Origin of the sequence: Crossiella sp. CA-258035, from assembly GCF_030064675.1 — a bacterium.
Classification (GTDB): domain Bacteria; phylum Actinomycetota; class Actinomycetes; order Mycobacteriales; family Pseudonocardiaceae; genus Crossiella.
In genome coordinates this window covers 4,713,297-4,729,774 of record NZ_CP116413.1, presented here as the reverse complement: position 1 = coordinate 4,729,774, position 16,478 = coordinate 4,713,297, and the positions used below count along the sequence as shown (strand labels likewise).

General features: G+C 72.8%; 15 protein-coding genes. 2 read left to right on the top strand and 13 right to left on the bottom strand.

Annotated elements, in window-relative coordinates; genetic code table 11:
• Nucleotides 1-777: 777 nt before the first annotated feature.
• Nucleotides 778-2,376 carry a thiamine pyrophosphate-binding protein gene (locus N8J89_RS21570; protein WP_283666216.1) on the top strand — a complete coding sequence of 533 codons (1,599 nt, stop codon included), beginning with the start codon at nt 778-780 and terminating at the stop codon, nt 2,374-2,376.
• Here the strand turns inward: N8J89_RS21570 and N8J89_RS21565 are convergent.
• The 3 genes from N8J89_RS21565 to N8J89_RS21555 form a co-directional block, all read right to left on the bottom strand.
• Nucleotides 2,362-3,963 (bottom strand): alkaline phosphatase D family protein, encoded by a 1,602-nt coding sequence (locus tag N8J89_RS21565; RefSeq protein ID WP_283658798.1) that lies wholly within the window; start codon nt 3,961-3,963, stop codon nt 2,362-2,364. The genes N8J89_RS21570 and N8J89_RS21565 overlap by 15 nt on opposite strands.
• A gap of 10 nt (nt 3,964-3,973) precedes the next feature.
• Nucleotides 3,974-4,966 (bottom strand): adenosine deaminase, encoded by a 993-nt coding sequence (gene add, locus N8J89_RS21560; RefSeq protein WP_283658797.1) that lies wholly within the window; start codon nt 4,964-4,966, stop codon nt 3,974-3,976.
• A gap of 176 nt (nt 4,967-5,142) precedes the next feature.
• The gene (locus tag N8J89_RS21555; RefSeq protein ID WP_502868494.1) at nt 5,143-6,042 is read right to left on the bottom strand and encodes a LysR family transcriptional regulator ArgP; all 900 of its coding nucleotides are present in this window, start codon (nt 6,040-6,042) and stop codon (nt 5,143-5,145) included.
• Nucleotides 6,043-6,111: 69 nt separating this feature from the next.
• Here N8J89_RS21555 and N8J89_RS21550 point away from each other — a divergent pair, with 69 nt between their 5' ends.
• On the top strand, nt 6,112-6,729 hold the full coding sequence (locus N8J89_RS21550; protein WP_283658795.1) for a LysE/ArgO family amino acid transporter: 618 nt from the start codon (nt 6,112-6,114) through the stop codon (nt 6,727-6,729).
• A gap of 19 nt (nt 6,730-6,748) precedes the next feature.
• Here the strand turns inward: N8J89_RS21550 and N8J89_RS21545 are convergent, their stop codons facing one another.
• The 10 genes from N8J89_RS21545 to N8J89_RS21500 all read right to left on the bottom strand — a co-directional run bounded on the left by N8J89_RS21545 (nt 6,749) and on the right by N8J89_RS21500 (nt 16,478).
• Complete coding sequence (locus tag N8J89_RS21545; protein ID WP_283658794.1) at nt 6,749-8,290, bottom strand: alkaline phosphatase D family protein; 1,542 nt, start codon at nt 8,288-8,290, stop codon at nt 6,749-6,751.
• Nucleotides 8,290-8,820, bottom strand: a complete 531-nt coding sequence (locus N8J89_RS21540) for a hypothetical protein (RefSeq protein WP_283658793.1) — start codon at nt 8,818-8,820, stop codon at nt 8,290-8,292. Before N8J89_RS21540 ends, N8J89_RS21545 begins: the two co-directional genes overlap by 1 nt.
• Nucleotides 8,821-8,914: 94 nt before the next feature.
• Nucleotides 8,915-9,466: an antibiotic biosynthesis monooxygenase gene (locus tag N8J89_RS21535; protein ID WP_283658792.1), complete on the bottom strand. Its 552-nt coding sequence runs from the start codon at nt 9,464-9,466 to the stop codon at nt 8,915-8,917.
• Nucleotides 9,467-9,506: 40 nt separating this feature from the next.
• Nucleotides 9,507-11,087, bottom strand: a complete 1,581-nt coding sequence (locus N8J89_RS21530; protein ID WP_283658791.1) for an ABC transporter permease — start codon at nt 11,085-11,087, stop codon at nt 9,507-9,509.
• Complete coding sequence (locus N8J89_RS21525) at nt 11,084-11,992, bottom strand: ABC transporter ATP-binding protein (protein ID WP_283658790.1); 909 nt, start codon at nt 11,990-11,992, stop codon at nt 11,084-11,086. The genes N8J89_RS21530 and N8J89_RS21525 overlap by 4 nt, the downstream gene beginning before the upstream one ends.
• A 25-nt stretch (nt 11,993-12,017) precedes the next feature.
• Nucleotides 12,018-12,776 carry an alpha/beta fold hydrolase gene (locus N8J89_RS21520; RefSeq protein WP_283658789.1) on the bottom strand — a complete coding sequence of 253 codons (759 nt, stop codon included), beginning with the start codon at nt 12,774-12,776 and terminating at the stop codon, nt 12,018-12,020.
• 13 nt (nt 12,777-12,789) lie between these two features.
• On the bottom strand, nt 12,790-13,281 hold the full coding sequence (locus N8J89_RS21515) for a GyrI-like domain-containing protein (protein WP_283658788.1): 492 nt from the start codon (nt 13,279-13,281) through the stop codon (nt 12,790-12,792).
• 78 nt (nt 13,282-13,359) lie between these two features.
• The gene (locus tag N8J89_RS21510) at nt 13,360-14,493 is read right to left on the bottom strand and encodes a glycosyltransferase (protein WP_283658787.1); all 1,134 of its coding nucleotides are present in this window, start codon (nt 14,491-14,493) and stop codon (nt 13,360-13,362) included.
• A 20-nt stretch (nt 14,494-14,513) separates the two neighbouring features.
• On the bottom strand, nt 14,514-15,626 hold the full coding sequence (locus N8J89_RS21505) for a serine hydrolase domain-containing protein (protein ID WP_283658786.1): 1,113 nt from the start codon (nt 15,624-15,626) through the stop codon (nt 14,514-14,516).
• A 33-nt stretch (nt 15,627-15,659) separates the two neighbouring features.
• Entirely contained in the window at nt 15,660-16,478 is an 819-nt protein-coding gene (locus N8J89_RS21500; RefSeq protein ID WP_283658785.1) for a class I SAM-dependent methyltransferase, read from the bottom strand.

Here is a 16,478-nt window from a genome sequence, read left to right as displayed (position 1 = left end):
TGCCTGCTGGAGCGAGTCAGGAGGCGGTCTCATCACCTACTGGAGTGCACGAGGTGTCGCTGTGCGCGTTCGGTGTGCGATAGCCGCGCGGCCCGGTGGCACCGCTCGCCGCTTGCGACGGAATGGCGGGGCGGCTCGACGAGCGCGGGTATGGGCCGGAGGTGCAGGGTCGGCGGGCGCGGGGTTGATCGAGGGACTCCGGCGTTCTGAGCCGTGGTGCTGATCGGGATCGAGGGCGCGTTGGTTGAGGTGTACCGGGACGTCGCGGTGGAGTGGATGTCGGCGGGCCGGAGCTTGCCGAGGGGACCTCGACCCGGTGCGGATGGGGTCGTTGGGGCGGTGCGGTGGATGCGCTACCGGAGGCCCGGGAGCTTGAGCTGGCGCGGCCGGGGTTGGAAGGTCAGCCTCCGGGGCCAGGGGATGGACGTTGGAGTCGGGGGCGGTGAGCTGGTTGGGCACCGCGGCCGGTGAGCTGATGACTGGCGGTGGCGAGTTGGGCGCTGGCCGGAAGGTGGGCACTGACGGGGACGTGGGCGCTGACGTCGGTGAACCGACCGCTGGCGTTGGGAAGTTGGGAGTTGGTGTCGGGGAGGGGGCGGCGAAGCGTGCCGACCCGGGGGTCGGGACCGCTGAGGCGGGGGCCGGGGACTGGGGGCGGGCGGTGGTGGTCGGTGCGCGAGGCTCGGCGACTGGTGCGCGAGTCTTGGTGGTCAGGGACGCGGTCTCGGGAGCCGGGGACGTGGGCTCCGGGGTTGAGCAGGGGGTGGCTTGGTGCGGATGACCGGTGGGCAGGCTGTGGTGCGGGCGTTGGTCGCGCATGGGGTGGACACCGTGTTCGGGATACCGGGCACGCACAACCTGGAGATCTACCGGCATCTGGCTGAGGCTGGGGTTCGGCATGTGAGTGCCCGGCATGAGCAGGGGGCTGCCTACGCGGCGGATGGGTACGCACGGGTCAGTGGGCAGCCTGGGGTGTGTGTGGTGACCTCGGGGCCTGCGACGTTGAACGCGGCGGCGGCGGTGGGGCAGGCGTACTCGGACTCGGTGCCGGTGTTGTTGATCTCTCCGGGGTTGCCGTTGCGGCATCCGGGGCGGGGGAACGGGTTCCTGCACGAGATGAAGGACCAGTCGGCGGCGATGGGGGCGATCGCGGCGTACAGCGTGCGGGTCACCTCGGTGGCGGAGATTCCGGCGGTGGTGGCTGAGGCGTTCGCGTTCTTCCGGGCGGGGCGGCCTCGGCCGGTGCACCTGGAGGTGCCGGTGGATGTGCTTGCCGAGGTCGGTGAAGCCGAGGTGGGGGTGCCGGTGGTGGTGCCTCGGGTGCGGGCGGAGCCTGCGGCGTTGGCACGGCTGGTTGAGGTGTTGGGGGTGGCGCGGCGGCCTGGGGTGCTGGTGGGTGGGGGTGCCAAGGGGGCGGCGGGGCTGGTTCGGGAGCTGGCGGAGCGGGTGGGGGCGCCGGTGGTCAGCACGGCCAATGGGAAGGGGGTGTTGGGCGAGGGGCATCCGTTGAGCTTGGGGGCTGGGGTGCATCTGCCTGGGGTGGCGGAGTTCGTGCGGGACTGCGATGTGCTGCTGGTGCTGGGCAGTGAGCTGGCGCCGAGTGACTTCTGGGTGGAGCCGTTGGCGCAGCCGGGGTGTCTGGTGCGGGTGGATGTGGATCCGGGGCAGTTGCGGGTCAACGCCACACCCGAGGTGGAGGTGGTGGGGGATGTCGGTGCGGTGCTGGTGGAGCTGCTCCCCCGGCTGGCTGACCGACCTGGTGACGGGGTGGCGCGGGCGGCTTGGTGGCGGGGGAGGTTGCGGGCGCAGGGGCGGGCCGAGGGGGCTCGGTGGTTGTGGTTGCTGGAGGTGCTGGGCGAGTTCCTCGGGGACGGGGTGCTGGGCGCGGACAGTGCGATGGCCTGCTACTACGGGGCGCTGACCAACCTGCCGATCCAGCGGCCGGGTGGGTTTCTGTATCCGACCGGGTTCGGGACCTTGGGGTACGGGTTGCCTGCGGCGATCGGGGCGGCGGTGGCCAGTCCGGGGGTGCGGACGGCGGCCTTGCTCGGGGACGGTGGGGTGATGTTCACCGTGGCGGAGTTGGCCACGGCGGCGCAGCTGGGGTTGGCGTTGCCGGTGCTGGTGGTGGACAACGCCGGGTACGGGGAGATCAAGGCGGAGATGGTGGCTCGGGCGGATCCGGTGCACGCGGTGGATCTGCCTTCGCCGGACTTCGCGGCGCTGGGGCGGGCGTTGGGGTGTCATGGGGTTCGGGTGACGGGGGCGGCGGAGTTGCGGGTGGAGCTGGCCCGGGCGTTCGAGGCGGATCGGCCGACGGTGTTGCACCTGCCGGAGGAGCCCCTGCCAGAAGAACCGAAGTCAGCGCAGGGGTAGGCGGCAGACCTCGGTGAGGCTGGTTTCGCTGGCGCGCTCGAAGGTCAGGGTGGCCTCGGTGGCGGTGAGGTCGAGGGTCGCGAGCAGGTTGCCGAAGTGCGGGCCGGTGGTCTTGGTCCAGTGGGTGGGCTGGGGCGGGACACCGGAGAGGCGCGCCCAGGCGTGCGAGAGCGCGGTCAGGGGGCGCCACCAGGCGAGACGGAGGGCCGGTTTGAACAGGTCCGGTTCGGCGTTGCGCAGGGGGGAGCAGGTCAGCTGGTACACCGGGGCCTGCTCGGTGGTGCGGGCGATGTAACTGTGGTGGACGTCGCCGGAGAGCACCGCGACCGTGCCGTCGGTCTTGGCCGCGGTCCGGTGCAGCAGCTGGGAGAGCTGGTCGAAGGACTCGCGGAAGCTGGCCCAGTGGTCGAAGTCGCCTGCCTGGCGGATGCGTTCGGCCAGGCGGCCGCGCCAGCCGGGGCGGTGCGCGGCGTGCTCGTTGCGGGCCTGCATGTGGTGGATCACCGGTGGCAGCAGCCAGGGCAGGGAGCTGCCGACGAGCAGGTGGCGGTACTCGCTGCCCGCGCCGTCGAGCTGGGCGGTGAGCCAGGCGAACTCCTCGTCGTCGAGCATCCTGCGGCGGCCGCCGGCGAGGATGCGGCCCGCGCGGCTGTCCACCATGAGCAGGCGGACCGGGCCGAAGTCGCGGCAGTAGCTCCACTGGGCGTGCTTGTGCTCGCCGATCTCGGTGTCCCAGCGGGCGGCGTGGGACTCCAGCAACTCCTGGGCGTCAGCCCCGTGCAGGGCCAGGACCTGCTGGTACAGCTCGTCCTTGGCCAGCGTGGCCGGGGCGAGGTTGCCCAGGTGCTGGTAGACCCAGTAGGAGGCCAGCGCGCCGCGGGCCCGCTTGGCCCACCACGGTTTGGCGGCCATCTCCTGCCGCCAGATCTCCGAGGTGTTCCAGTCGTCGCGGACGTCGTGGTCGTCGAAGATCATCGAGGTGGGCACGGTGGAGAACAGCCAGCGGACCTCGGGTTCGGTCCAGCTCTCCCGGTAGAGCTGGGTGTACTCCTCGTAGTCGGCGACCTCCACGCCCGGCGGTTGGCTGAGGTCGCGGCGCTGCTTGAGGTACTGCTGGGTGCGGTCGGTGGTCTCATCGGCGTAGATCTGGTCGCCGAGCAGCAGCAGCGCCTCCGGCCGTTCCCGCACCGGCTGCGTGATGAGGCGGTTGGCCAGCGCGGACAGCGCGCAGTAGCCGACCTTGGCCCGCCGCTTGGCGTCCTCGGGCTGGGCGAAGCGGCAGGAGCCGAAGGAGACCCGCACCGGATGGTCGGAGTGGGTGGGCAGGGTGCGGATGACGCTGGGGGGGTAGGCCGAGCCGGGCAGCGGCCACACCGCTTCGCCGTCGAGGTGGACCTGGTACTCGTGTTCGGTGTCCGGGGCCAGGCCGCTGATCACGACCAGCGCGTAGTGGTGGCCGGAGACCTGGAAGGTGGTGGCTTCGGCGTCGAGCACCCGGACGGTGCCGGGGCGGTCGGTCTCCACCCAGACGGTGGCCGAGTTGTCGTCGACGTGGCGCAGCAGCGGACCGAGTACGAGGTTGGGCACGCCGCCTTGTCTATCGCATCGGCGGCGCGGGCGGTGCGGCGCTCCAGGCATCGATGTCGCGGTGCAGGGCGGCCTTGGTTGGGGCCGGGGCGAAGGAGGCGTCCACGGCGGCGCGGGCCAGGCCGGCCAGTTGCGGGTCGGTCAGGCCGAAGGTGTCGCGGGCCCGCTGGTACTCCTCGGTGAGGGTGGTGCGGGTGAAGTTGGGGATGTCGGTGTTGAGGGTGACCACCAGTCCGGCGGCGAGCAGAGCCGGCAGCGGGTGGCCGGCCAGGCTCGGGACCAGGCCGAGGGTGACGTTGGAGGAGGGGCAGACTTCCAGCGGGATGCCGCGGTCGGCGACCTCGGCGGTCAGTTCGCGGTCCTCCAGCACACGGAAGCCGTGGCCGAGGCGTTCGGTGTGCCCGAGGGTGAGCGCTTCCCGGATGCTGTCCGCGCCGCAGCACTCGCCGGCGTGGTGCACCTGGTGCAGGCCCGCGTCCTTGGCTTCCGCGATGACCTGGGCGAACGGGGCCAGCGGGTAGGTCTCCTCCCCCGCCATGTCCAGGCCGATCACCCGCTCCGGGAACCTGCGGGCCAGCTCCAGGGTGCGGCGGGCGCGTTCTACGGAGCGGCGGCGGGAGTGGTCGAGGATGACCTGGACCTGGATGTCGTGTTCGGCCTCGCCCTCGGCCAGCCCTTCCAGCACCGCGGTCAGCGGCATGGCCAGGTCGCCGAGGCGCTCGCCGTGCGCGGCGGCGGTGAACCGGATCTCGGCGTAGCGGGTGCCCTGGGCGGCTTCGTCGGCGCAGAACTCGCGGGCCAGGCGGCGGAAGTCGGCCGGGTCGCGCAGGCAGTCGCGGATGCGGGAGTTGGCGTCGGCGAAGGCGCGGAAGCCCTGGAAGGCGGAGCCGCTGGGCAGCTCGACCCGGTGCCGGACGGCCAGTTCCCGCAGGGTGGCCGGGCGCAGGGTGCTCTCCAGGTGCACGTGCAAATGGGCCTTGGGCAGTTCGCGCAGATCCCGCATGGCCGCAGCGTAGGCATTCGGGGCGGGTGGCGCCGCTGAATTACGGGTCAGTCGAACCAGCCGAGCCAGGGGCATTCCAGGGCGAACCAGTAGTCGAGCACCACAGCTGGGGTATCGGGCGGCAGGTCTTCGGAAAGGGGCATGCGGGCAGCGTGCTACCTCCAGCTAGGTGGAGGTCAAGGCAGTGGGGCGAGGTGTTCGGCAGCGGTGCGGGCCACCGCCTCGGCCAGGGCGGTCAGCGGCGGGGAGTCGAGTTTCCACTGCTGCCAGTACAGCGGCACGTCCACCGGGTGCGCCGGGGCGAGGTCGGCCAGCAGGCCACGGGCGGCGTGGTCACCGGCTTGCACGTCCGGGATCATGCCCCAGCCCAGGCCCTGCACGACCGCGGCCAGGAAGATGTCGGAGGCGGGCACCAGGTGCTGACGGCTGCTGGGGTCGCGGCCGGTGCGGGCGCGGGCGAACTGGTGCTGCAGGTCGTCCTTGCCGTCGAAGAGCACCACCGGCGCCTCGGGCAGCAGCTCCGCCAGCGGGGCGCCGGTGAGCCAGCGTTCGACGAAGGCCGGGCTGGCCATCGCGCGGTAGCGCATCCGGCCCAGCGGTCGCACCGAGCAGCCCTGCACGGGTTCCGGGCTGGAGGTGACCGCGGCCAGCACCAGGCCCTCGCGCAGCAGGTCGGTGGTGTGGTCCTGGTCCTCGCGGCGCAGTGCGAAGCAGACCTGGAGGTGTTCGGGGACCCTGGTCAGCGCGGTGAGGAACCAGGTGGCCAGCGAGTCGGCGTTGACCGCGACCGGCAGCACGGTGGGCCTGCCGTCCTCGGGCAGGCCGAGCTCGGTGCGGGCGTCGTGGGCGAGCAGGGCGAGTTGCCGTCCGAAGCGGGCCACCACCTCGCCGGAGGGGGTGAGCCGGACCGGTTTGGCGCGTTGCAGCAGCACCCGGCCGGTCCGCTGTTCCAGGGCCTTGATCCGTTGGCTGACCGCGGAGGGGGTGACGTGCAGGGCGCGGGCAGCAGCCTCGAAGGTGCCCTCGTCGACCGCGGCGAGCAGGGTGCGGACCTGGTCGAAGGGCAGCTCGTCCATCACGATGGCTAATGATAGTGAAGAATCTTTAGCTCGACTGCTGGATCTTCACTCCTTAGCGTCAAGAACGTGTACGGATACTTGACACCGCTGGCCGCCGGACTGGGCACCGGGCTGTCCCTCATCATCGCGATCGGTTCGCAGAACGCGTTCGTGCTGCGCCAGGGCCTGCGGCGGGAGCACGTGCTGCCGGTGGTGGGCATCTGCGCGGTCTCCGACGCGGTCCTGATCGTGGCCGGGATCAGCGGTGTCGGCGGGCTGCTGGCGCTGTGGCCGGCCGCGCTGACCGTGGTCGGCTGGGCGGGCGCGGTCTTCCTCATCGGCTACGGCCTGCTCGCCGCGCGCCGGGCGCTGCGCCCGGAGGCCCTGCACGCCGGGGGCGCGGGCGGCGGTTCGCTGCGGGCCGCCGTGCTCACCTGCCTGGCGCTGACCTGGCTCAACCCGCACGTCTACCTGGACACCGTGCTGCTGCTCGGCTCGGTCGGCAACGGCTACGGGCAGGCCCGCTGGTTCTTCGCCGCCGGCGCCGTGGCAGGCAGCCTGCTGTGGTTCGGGGTGCTGGGCTTCGGGGCGCGCTCGCTGTCGGGGGTCTTCGCCCGGCCGGTGGCCTGGCGGGTGCTGGACTCGCTGATCGCGGTGACCATGCTGGCCCTGGGGGTCACGATGGCCGTGCGCGCCTCGGCGTGACGGCCATCGTGACCAGGGCTCAGGCCCGCCGGTACTGGGCGGCGGAGCCGACGGTGGCCGGGTCCTCGTAGCTGCCCGGCTTGCCGCGGTCGACGTGGAAGGTGGTCAGCGTGCTGACCGGGGAGTCCGCCACCTTGCGGTCGCCGATCACCCGCATGTGGGTGGACCAGCGCCGCGGGGTGACCTCGTAGACGTCGTAGCCGTAGCGGTTGCCCTCGAAGTACTTCAGGTGCGGGTTGGCCTTGCCCATCACCGGCCCGTTGGTCTTGTTCCACTCCGCGGAGTAGGCGCCGGAGGTGACCGAGTGCGCGGTGAACTCGGTGCCGATGACCGGGGCGTCGGGGTTGTCGAAGTCCGGGCGGATGTCGTCGACGAAGGCGGAGTGCCAGTCGCCGGTGATCACCACCAGGTCTTCCAGGCCCTTGCGGTGGGCCTGGCCGAGCACGCTGTTGCGCTCGGTGCGGAAGCCGTCCCACTGGTCGGTGAAGTAGTAGCCGCCGCCGGGCTTGGCCAGCTGGCTGAGCATGATCGAGTTGACCCAGCAGTGCCAGGCGTCGCTCGGGGAGTCGATCTGGCTGCCCAGCCAGGCGCGCTGTTCGGCGCCGAGGATGGTGCCATCCGGCAGGTTCTGCGCGGAGCGGTACTGGCGCAGGTCCAGGATGGACAGGTCGAGCAGGTCGCCCCAGCGGCGCTGCCGGTAGATCTGGATGTCCGGCAGGCCGGTGTCGGCGCGCGCGGGCATGTGCTCGTACCAGGCCTGGTAGGCCGCGGCGCGGCGCTTGACGAAGGGCGCGGAGCCCTCGGTGCCGCTGTGGTCGTTGACCACCTCGTGGTCGTCCCAGGTCAGGTACCAGGGGTGCGCGGCGTGCGCCTCGCGCAGGGAGGGGTCGCCCTTGTAGAGGGCGTGCCGCTTGCGGTAGTCGGCCAGGGTGAGGATCTCCGGGCCGTCGTGGTCGCGGATGTGGCTGCCGCCGACCTTGCCGTGCTCGTAGATGTAGTCGCCCAGGTGCACCACGAAGTCCAGGTTCTCCCTGGCGATGCCGCGGTGGGCGGCGTAGAGGCCGTCGTGGAAGGCCTGGCAGTTGGCCGAGGCGAACCGGACCTTGTCCACCCGGCCCACCGGGGCGGTGCGGGTGCGGCCCAGGCGGCTGCGCTGGCCGAGGGCCTCGAAGGCGTAGTAGTAGGTGCGGCCGGGCCGCAGGCCGTGCACCGGCACGTGCACGCTGTGCCCGAGCAGCGAGGTGGCCGGGGTGGTGCCGCAGGCGACCTTGCGCCGCAGTTCGCGGTCCTCGGCCACGGTCCACGTGACCTCGACCGCGGCGGGCAGTGGCTGCTCGGCGGCCAGCGGGTCGGGGGCCAGGCGGGTCCAGAGCACCACGCTGGTGGGCATCGGGTCGCCGGAGGCCACGCCGAGGGTGAAGGGTTTCGGGTCGTAGGAGACGCCGAGGTCGGCGGCCGCGGCGTAGGCCTGGGCCGGGGTGAGCGCGTTGGACAGCGGCCACACGGTGCCCAGTGCGCCGGCGGCGGCCGCGCCGCGGAGCAGGGTGCGTCGGTTCAGCATCAGCGGGCTCCCACGGTCAGGCTGAGGTTGTCCGCGTAGCCGTCGTTGGACGTGCCACTGCCGGAGCGGGTGAACAGCAGGGTGATCCGGGCGCGGGTGCTGCCGGCGGGAACCGGGCCGGTGGTGGTCTGCTCGACCAGGCCGGTGCGCAGGCCGCGTTCCTGGGCGGTGACCGGGCCGAGCACGGCCAGGCCGATCGGGTAGCCGGTGTGGTCCAGGAACTCCACCGACAGCCGGACCCCGTCCTGCTGGGTGGCGTAGCCGCCGAGCCAGCCGGAGAGCCGGAACGTCGAGCCGGGCGGCAGCCGCACGGTCTGGGTGAGCCGGGTGCGCGGGCTGTTGCCGCCGCTGAGGAACTGCGCGCCCCGCTCGGCCGGGCCGGGGTCGCTGGTGGTGGGATAGCCGCCGCCCGCGGCGTAGCGGATGAGCGCGGGGGCACCCTCGACGGTCTGCCAGCCGGGCACCGTCGGCGTGGGCTCCCCCGCGCCGCCGGTGCCGCGCTCGGCGTCGCCGTTGTTGATCAGGTTCACCGGTGACCTGCCTCCTGGATTCGGGAACGGCGGGATTCTGCCGACCGTAAGAGGTGTTCCGGTGAACGGAACATGGCCGTTGGTCGTGGACTTGTCAGTGCCCTGGTGCGGGGTGTGGCCGATACCGGCGCCAGGCCGGGCTCTCCTGGACGCCGGTGAAGGCCAGGTGGGCGGCCGGGCCGGTCCACTCGGCGTAGTTGCGCACGCCGGTGCCGTCGGCGCTGAGGTGGAAGTGCGCGGCCAGCAGCCCCGGGATCCGCACGCCGTCGGCTTCGGCCTGCTCCCCCGCGGTGAACATCTCGTCGACGAAGTCGCGCTGGCGCTGGGCGTCCGGGCGGTCGAAGTCGATCGCGGCGATGACCACGCACCCGGCCGGTCCGGTGGCGTCGACCTGGCTGCGGTAGCGGCGGTACTCGGCCAGCGGGACCGGCGCGGTGGCGGCGTGCGCGCGGGCGGCGGCGCTGGTGGCCCACTGCGAGTAGTGCAGCAGGCTGGTGCCGTCGGTGCCGAGGTAGTGCGCGCGGGCCAGGCAGCCCGCCGGCAGGGGCTCGGCGGTGCGCCGGTCGAGTTCGGTGGCAGGGTCGGTGCTGGTCCACTGGCCGATCAGGGCCACGGCGGCGTCGGGGCGGGTGAGGTCGGGGAGCATGGGCGCAGCCAACCAACCCCACCTGTGGTGCTCAACCGAGTTAGCCGATCCGCAGGTCACGGCGCTGGATGAGGACCAGTCCGGCGGCGGTGAACAGCGCGGCCACGCCGAGCAGGGCCAGCGCTGAGGTGCCGTCGAAGGGCTGGGCGGGCAGCAGAGCCTGATGCCGGAACGGGGAGACGTCCAGCAGCCAGGTCGGCAGACCCGCCAGCGGGCCGAACAGGGTGAGCACGAACCCGGCCATCGGCAGCAGCATGCCGAGGGTGGCCGCCCAGCGGGGCAGCACCGCGACGAGCAGGGTGGCCAGCCCGGCGAACACCGCGGCCGCGGGCAGCGTGTTCAGCGCGGCGCCGACCAGCACGGAGGTGTCGTGGCCGCCACTGGCTGACCAGGACAGCGCGGCCGCGGACCCGGCGATGGTGGCGGTCAGGGTCGCGGCCAGCAGGCCGGTGAGCAGGTGCGCGCCCAGCCAGCGGGACCTGGTCAGCGGGCGGGCCAGCAGCACCTCGGCCTGGCCGGTGCGTTCCTGTTCGCGGGCGCTGACCACGGCCTGGGCGGCGACCAGGGCGATGAGCAGGCCGATGATCTGGAACAGGGTGGCCAGGAACGCCTCGGTGAACCGCCGCTCGCCGCCGGAGATCGCCGCGAGCATGGCACCCAGCTGCGGGTTCCCGGCCAGGATGCCGGAGACGCCGTCCACGATGGCGCCGATGGCGGCGGCCAGCACGGCCAGGCCGAGCGCCCAGCCGAGGATGGTGCCGGTGTGCAGGCGCAGGGTGAGCAGTTCGACCGAGCGCAGGGACCGGCCGTGCGCGGGGCCGGGGCGGGCGGCCAGCAGTCCGGCGCCGAGGTCGCGGCGGGCCTCCATGGCCAGGGCGGCGGCGATGGTCAGCGCGGTGAGGCCGAGCAGCAGCAGGAGCGGCCCGGCGCGGTTGGTGGTGTAGGCGTCCACCTGCTGGGCCCAGCCGAGCGGGCTGAGCCAGCGCAGCCAGGAGACCTCGGTGTTGGCGTCGGCCAGGGTGCGCAGCACGTAGCCGGTGGCCAGCGCCGCGCCGGTGAGGCCGCTGACCGCACGGCGGGAGGTGGCTAGCTGGCTGGCCAGCGCGGCGATGCCCAGGTGGGCGAGTCCGGCCCCGGCGCAGGCGGCCCCGAAGAGCACTGCGCCGAGTACGGGGGTGCCCTCGGCGAGCATCACCGTGGTGATCACCGCGCCGAGCAGCAGCGTGCCGAGCCCGACCACGAGCAGGGCGGACGTCAGGGGCGCGGTGCGGCGCACGGCTCCGGCCCAGAGCGCCTCGCGCAGGCCGTTCTCCTCATCGCCCCTGGTCAGCTGGGCGAGGGTGAGCATGGCGAACAGCGCGATGACCACGCACTCGAACTGGCCCATCCGCCAGGTGACGAACCCGCCGAGGGTGCCGATGTCGCCGGGCGCGCCCAGGGTGGCGTAGAGCGCGGGCTGACTGGCCAGCGCGGCGATGGTGGCCGCGCGCTGGGCCGGGTCGGGGAATGCCTCCTGGTAGGCGGCGATGCCGACGATCATCAGCACGCCGATCGCGACGCCCCAGGACAGGCAACGCACCCAGACCCGGTGCAGGGTCAGCCGCAGCAGCAGCGCGTTCACCTGGCGGCCTCGGTGTAGTAGCCGAGGAAGAGCTCCTCCAGGGTGGGCGGTCTGCTGGTCAGGGTGTGCACCCCGGCGGCGGCCAGCGCGGTCAGCAACTCGTCCATGGTGCCCGGCTGCGCGCGGCAGGTCAGCCGGTAGCGCCCGTCCTCGGCCTGGGTGAGGGTGGCGCCGGTGACGCCGGGCAGGCCGTCGGTCTGCACCGTGCGGGCCAGTTCGGCTTCCACGGTGTAGGCGGAGAGGTGCCGCAGCTCGGCCAGGCTGCCGCTGTCGACCAGCTGGCCGGCGCGGACCACGCCGACCCGGTCGCAGATCGACTCGACCTCGCCGAGGATGTGCGAGGACAGGAACAGCGTGCGGCCGTCCTCGCGGGCCTCGCGCACGCAGTCCCGGAAGGTCTCCCCCATCAACGGGTCCAGGCCGCTGGTGGGCTCGTCCAGGATGAGCAGTTCGGCTCCAGTGGCGAAGGCGGCGACCAGCGCGACCTTCTGCCGGTTGCCCTTGGAGTAGGTGCGGCAGCGCAGCGAGGGGTCCAGCTGGAACCGCTCGATCAGCTCGGCCCGCCGGGCTTGGTCGCCGGGGCTGCCGTGCAGGTGCAGCAGGGCGTCGATGGCCTGACCGCCGGTGAGCTGCGGCCACAGCGCGACATCGCCTGGCACGTAGGCGATCCGGCGGTGCAGGGCCATCGCCTGCCGCCGCACGTCCAGGCCGAGCACGGTGGCCCGGCCGGACGTGGGGCGGAGCAGGTCGAGCAGGATGCGGATGGTGGTGGTCTTACCCGCGCCGTTGGGCCCGAGGAAGCCGAAGACCTCACCGGTGCGGACCTGGAGGGTCAGCGCGTTCAGGGCGCGCCGCCTGCCGTAGTCCTTGGTGAGGGTGTCGATGTCGATCGCGACTTCGCCCATGGGCGAGATCATCCACCTCGCGGATTCAGCCCGCGCGTCGGATCGGTATCCAGGTGGGCACGGCTTCATCTCGCAGGAACTCGCCCACGATCTCCCGGCACCGCAGGGGTTTCTCCTCCAGCAGCGCGTGCGAGGTGCCGGGCACCACGGCCAGCTCGGAGTCCGGGATGCCGCGGTAGAGCGCGAGGGTGTGCTCCAGGCTGATGATGTCGTCGTCGGCGGCCACCACCAGCGTGCGCACGCCGATCTTGGCCAGGTCCTCGGTGGTCAGCAGCCGCTCGGCCGCGGCGGAGGCGGCGAGCTTGGCCAGCACCACCTGGAGGTGCTCCGGCGGGTGCGGGGCCACCTCGGCGTAGGCGCGGGTGATCACCTCGGGGATCTCGCCGCCGGGCTCCGGGGTCATCAGCCAGCCCGAGTGGTCGTAGGCCCCGCTGATCAGCACCAGCTTGCGCACCAGGTCCGGCCGCCGGTACGCGAGCAGCAGGGCGACCACCGCGCCGTCGCTGTACCCGGCCAGGTGCACCGGCCCGCCGACCACGGTCTCGATGAACTCGATCATGTCGGCGGCCATCAGGTCGTGGCTGATCGGGCCCTCGACGTCGGGGGTGTGGCCGTGGCCCCGGCGTTCGGGCAGGTAGAGGCGGAACTGCTCGGCGAGGATGTCCAGGTTGCCCGCGAAACAGCGGGCGTCGGTCATGCCGCCGTGGAACAGGACAAGGGGTTCGCCGTCGCCGCGGACGTCGTACCAGGTCGGCACGCCGTTGACGGTCACCGTGTCAGGCATGGGCGCGCTGCTTTCAGTCGGCGAGCCGGACGGCCAGCTCGGTGGACCACTTGGTCATGTCGGGTTCTTCCTGCGGGTTGGTCAGGAAGCTCTCGAGCCGGCTGCCCCAGTGCTCGCCGCGGTCGGAGGTGCGCCGGTCCCAGGTCAGGTTCTGCTGCTCGGCCCACTTGAGCAGGTTGTCAGTGACCTCGATCAGCTGGTCGGGGTGGCCGGTGTGGGTGAGCGTGACGTAGCGCCCGGCAGGCAGCTCGCCGGGCGTGATGTCGCCTTCGCCGGTCATCGGCTCGGTGGTGGGCACCCCGGCCTCCACCACGAGCTCGCCCGCCATGTCGATGACGTGGTAGCGGAAGAACGGAGCGCCCGCGAGACTCCCGCCCCGGCTGACGACCAGGCCGATGATCTCGCCGATGCGGTCGGCGACGAGGTTGAAGGTGGTCATGGTGACCGTGGCGGTGACGCCCAGGTAGGGCTGGGCGGCGCGGGTCTCGATCTGCGGTTCGGTCAACGGAGTTCCCCTTTCGGTCCGGCTGTCGGTCACCCGACGAACGAGCCTGCCGCAGATCGACACCCCGGGCTGGGCGAATCAGCGCATCGCGGTGATCCAGTCCAGAGCGGTCTCCGGGCCGGGCAGTGCCGCGATCTCCGTGGCGAACTTCTGGGTACGTTCGGCGTATCCAGGGTCGGCGAGCAGGGCGGCCGCGGCGGCCTGGATTTGCGCCGGGGTGGCGGTGGTCGGGTCGAGGTGGCGGCCGAGGCCGAGCGCGGCGCAGCGGGCGGCGTTGTTGGGCTGGTCAGCGCCCATCGGCAGGAGAAGGCTGGGCAGGCCGTGGGCCAGCGCGCCGGTGACGCTGCCAGAGCCGCCGTGCGAGACCACCAGGTCGCAGTGCGGGAGCACCTCGGCTTGCGGCAGGTAGCGCTCGATCCGGACGTGCGCGGGCTGCGGGCCGAAGTCGGCGGGGTCGAGGTGGCGGCCGAGGGTGACCAGCACCGCGGCCTCCAGTTCGCGCAGGCCGGTGAGCACCCGGCCGAACAGGTCGCCGGACTCGCGGTTGAAGATCGTGCCGAGGGTGAAGTAGACGGCCGGGCGGCCGGGGATGACCCAGTCCGGGGTCTCGGCCGGGCGCTGCGGGACGAGGGGCCGGAAGGCGCGGGCGGTGGCGGGCAGTGGGTCGGCCGGGTCGCGGAAGGACAGCGGCAGCGGGGACAGGACCAGGCGGCGCAGCGCGCTCAGCTCCGGATCCGGTGGCAGGCCGTGGGCGGCGCGCAGTTCGTGCAGCGGCTCGCCGACGACCTCCGTGGTGGCGAACCCGCCCGCGGGCATGCAGGTGTTGGTGGCGCAGGGCAGGCCGAGCACCTCGGCCGCGATGCCGGTGGCGTAGTCGGTCTCGTCCCTGACCAGCACGTCCGGCCGCCACTGCCGGATCAGCTCCAGCTTGGCGGGCAGCTGGTCGGTGGTGATCCGCCTGCCGAATGCCTCGCGCAGGTCGCGGCGTTCCCGTGCCGGGTCGATGGGCGCGAGCGGGGTGATCTCGCTGGCGCGGTCGGAGCTGCCGGAGCCGACCGGGAAGACGGTGAACCCGGCGGCCTCGACCACCTCCCGCAGCATGTGCCCGGTGGTGAAGGCGATGGTGTGCCCGGCGGATTGTGCTGCCAGGGCAAGGGGTTTGAGGGGTTCGAAGTGTCCGTTGCCGCCGACGAAGCTGAACAGGATGCGCACAACCGGCCAGCCTGCCAGCCTCAGCTCGGCGGCCGCCAAGGTTCGCCGCAGAACTCCAGGTTGATCACGTTGACCATGTGCAGCACCTGCTTGCCGTCCTTCGGGCTGAACAGCGAGCTGGAGATGGTCACCTGCCGTTTCGCGTCGGCGGTGGCGAAGGCCATGGTCGAGTAGCCGGGGATGGCGCCGGTGTGCCCCCACAGCCGCACGCCGCAGCTGGTGCTCATCTCCTCGATGCCCAGGCCGTAGCGCGGCCAGGCCGGATGGCCGGTGTCAACGACCTCGCCGCGCATCCGCTCGGCCAGCCGGGCTGGGAGCAGGCGGCCGTCGGCGAGCGCGGTGTGGAAGCGCCGGAGATCGTCCACAGTGGACACCGCGCCGTAGGCGGCCCAGGCGAAGGAGGGGTCCAGGTGGGTCAGCTCGGTGCGGGGGCCGGGGTCGATCCGGTAGTGGCCGGAGGCGTGTGGGCCCCACAGCAGCGGCAGCCGGGGCAGTTCGCTGGCGTGCATGCCCGCGGGCCGGAACACCCGGTGGCGCAGCTGGTTGGCCAGGCTGTCGCGGGTGGTCCGCTCGATGATCAGGCCCAGCAGGATGTAGTTGGTGTTGGCGTACTTCCAGCTGCCGGGCTGGCCGTGGCCGAGCGCGTTGGCGGTGCGCACCAGCTGTTCCGGGGTGAACCGGCGGTGCACGTAGTCCGCGGGGTCGGCGAACTCGGGCGCGTTGAGGTAGTCGGTCAGGCCGCTGGTGTTGTGCAGCAGCTGCTCGATCCGGATGCCGTCGCCGCCGGGCACCAGGCCGGGCAGCCACTGGCCGAGGGTGTCGGTCAGCGCCAGCTCGCCCTTGTCCACCAGTTGCAGCAGCACGGTGGCCACCAGGGTCTTGGTCAGGCTGGCGATCCGGAACCGGCCCTGCGCGGGCAGGGGCGCGCCGGTGTCCAGGTCGGCCACGCCCGCCTGCGCCCGGTGCACCCGGTCGCCGTTGTGCACGGCGAGCAGCACGCCGGGCACGCCCGCGGCGACCATGCCGTCCAGTTCACGCTGGAGGTCGGGGCGGGTGTGCGCGGCGGCGGTGCCGGGGGTGAGCAGGGCGGCGGCGAGGGCGAGCGCGAGGACCCTGCGCGGAGTTGATCTCACACGCCGAAGCTAGCGAGGCGTTGCTGAGAGCCCTCACAGCCAGAGGTCGACGACCACCGCGGCGAACTGCTCGCTGAACCGGCCGCTCGGGCTGGCCGCCGCCAGCAGTCGCCGCAGCCGGTCCTCGAACTCCGCGCGGCGGTCACCGAACAGGTGCGGGGTCGAACTGGACAGGGAGAACACCGCGGCGACCACCTCATCTGGCGTACGGATGGCCACCTGGCCGGGCACCTCGATCCGCCTCGGACCGGTGAACCCGGCGGCGCGGTAGACCTCCGCCTCGCCCCCGGCGGTGCCCTGCGGCAGGTGGCCCTGGCCCGCGCGGCGCACCGGGCCGAGGAACTCGCGCACCAGCCCGGCGATCTCCTCGTGCGGCGGCCGGGGATGCGGCAGCGGGACCGTGGGCTCGATGCCCTGGTGCGTGGTGGCGTGCACGTGCGCGCAGGCCCCGCCCTCGGCCAGCATGCCGCGCACCGCCTTGGCGACCGTGGGCCGGTCCATCCAGTGGAAGGACTGGGCCAGGGTGATCAGCCGGAAGGTCCCGAGCCCGGCGGGCAGCTCCTCCGCGCGCAGGTGCAGCCAGCGGATGTTGCCGATCCCGGCCCCGGCCGCCTGCCGCTCGGCCTCGGTGATCATGTCCGGGTCGGCGTCCACCCCGACCGCCTCGGTGAACAGGCGGGCCAGCGGCAGGGTCAGGGATCCGGGGCCGCAGCCGATGTCGAGCAGGCGGCCGGTGCCGTCCAGCCCCAGCTCGGCGGCCAGTGCGTCGGCGAGCTCCGCCGGGTAGGCGAGGCGGCCGCGCGCGTAGTGCTCAGCGCTGCCCGCGTACAGCGAGGCGTCCCAGGTCCACAT

Bases quoted from the DNA above. Each gene is read 5' to 3' on its own strand.
- N8J89_RS21525 (WP_283658790.1), bottom strand. From the start codon at position 11,992: ATGGGCGAAGTCGCGATCGACATCGACACCCTCACCAAGGACTACGGC.
- N8J89_RS21570 (WP_283666216.1), top strand. From the start codon at position 778: ATGACCGGTGGGCAGGCTGTGGTGCGGGCGTTGGTCGCGCATGGGGTG.
- N8J89_RS21555 (WP_502868494.1), bottom strand. From the start codon at position 6,042: ATGGACGAGCTGCCCTTCGACCAGGTCCGCACCCTGCTCGCCGCGGTC.
- add (WP_283658797.1), bottom strand. From the start codon at position 4,966: ATGCGGGATCTGCGCGAACTGCCCAAGGCCCATTTGCACGTGCACCTG.
- N8J89_RS21535 (WP_283658792.1), bottom strand. From the start codon at position 9,466: ATGCTCCCCGACCTCACCCGCCCCGACGCCGCCGTGGCCCTGATCGGC.
- N8J89_RS21520 (WP_283658789.1), bottom strand. From the start codon at position 12,776: ATGCCTGACACGGTGACCGTCAACGGCGTGCCGACCTGGTACGACGTC.
- N8J89_RS21545 (WP_283658794.1), bottom strand. From the start codon at position 8,290: ATGCTGAACCGACGCACCCTGCTCCGCGGCGCGGCCGCCGCCGGCGCA.
- N8J89_RS21500 (WP_283658785.1), bottom strand. From the start codon at position 16,478: ATGTGGACCTGGGACGCCTCGCTGTACGCGGGCAGCGCTGAGCACTAC.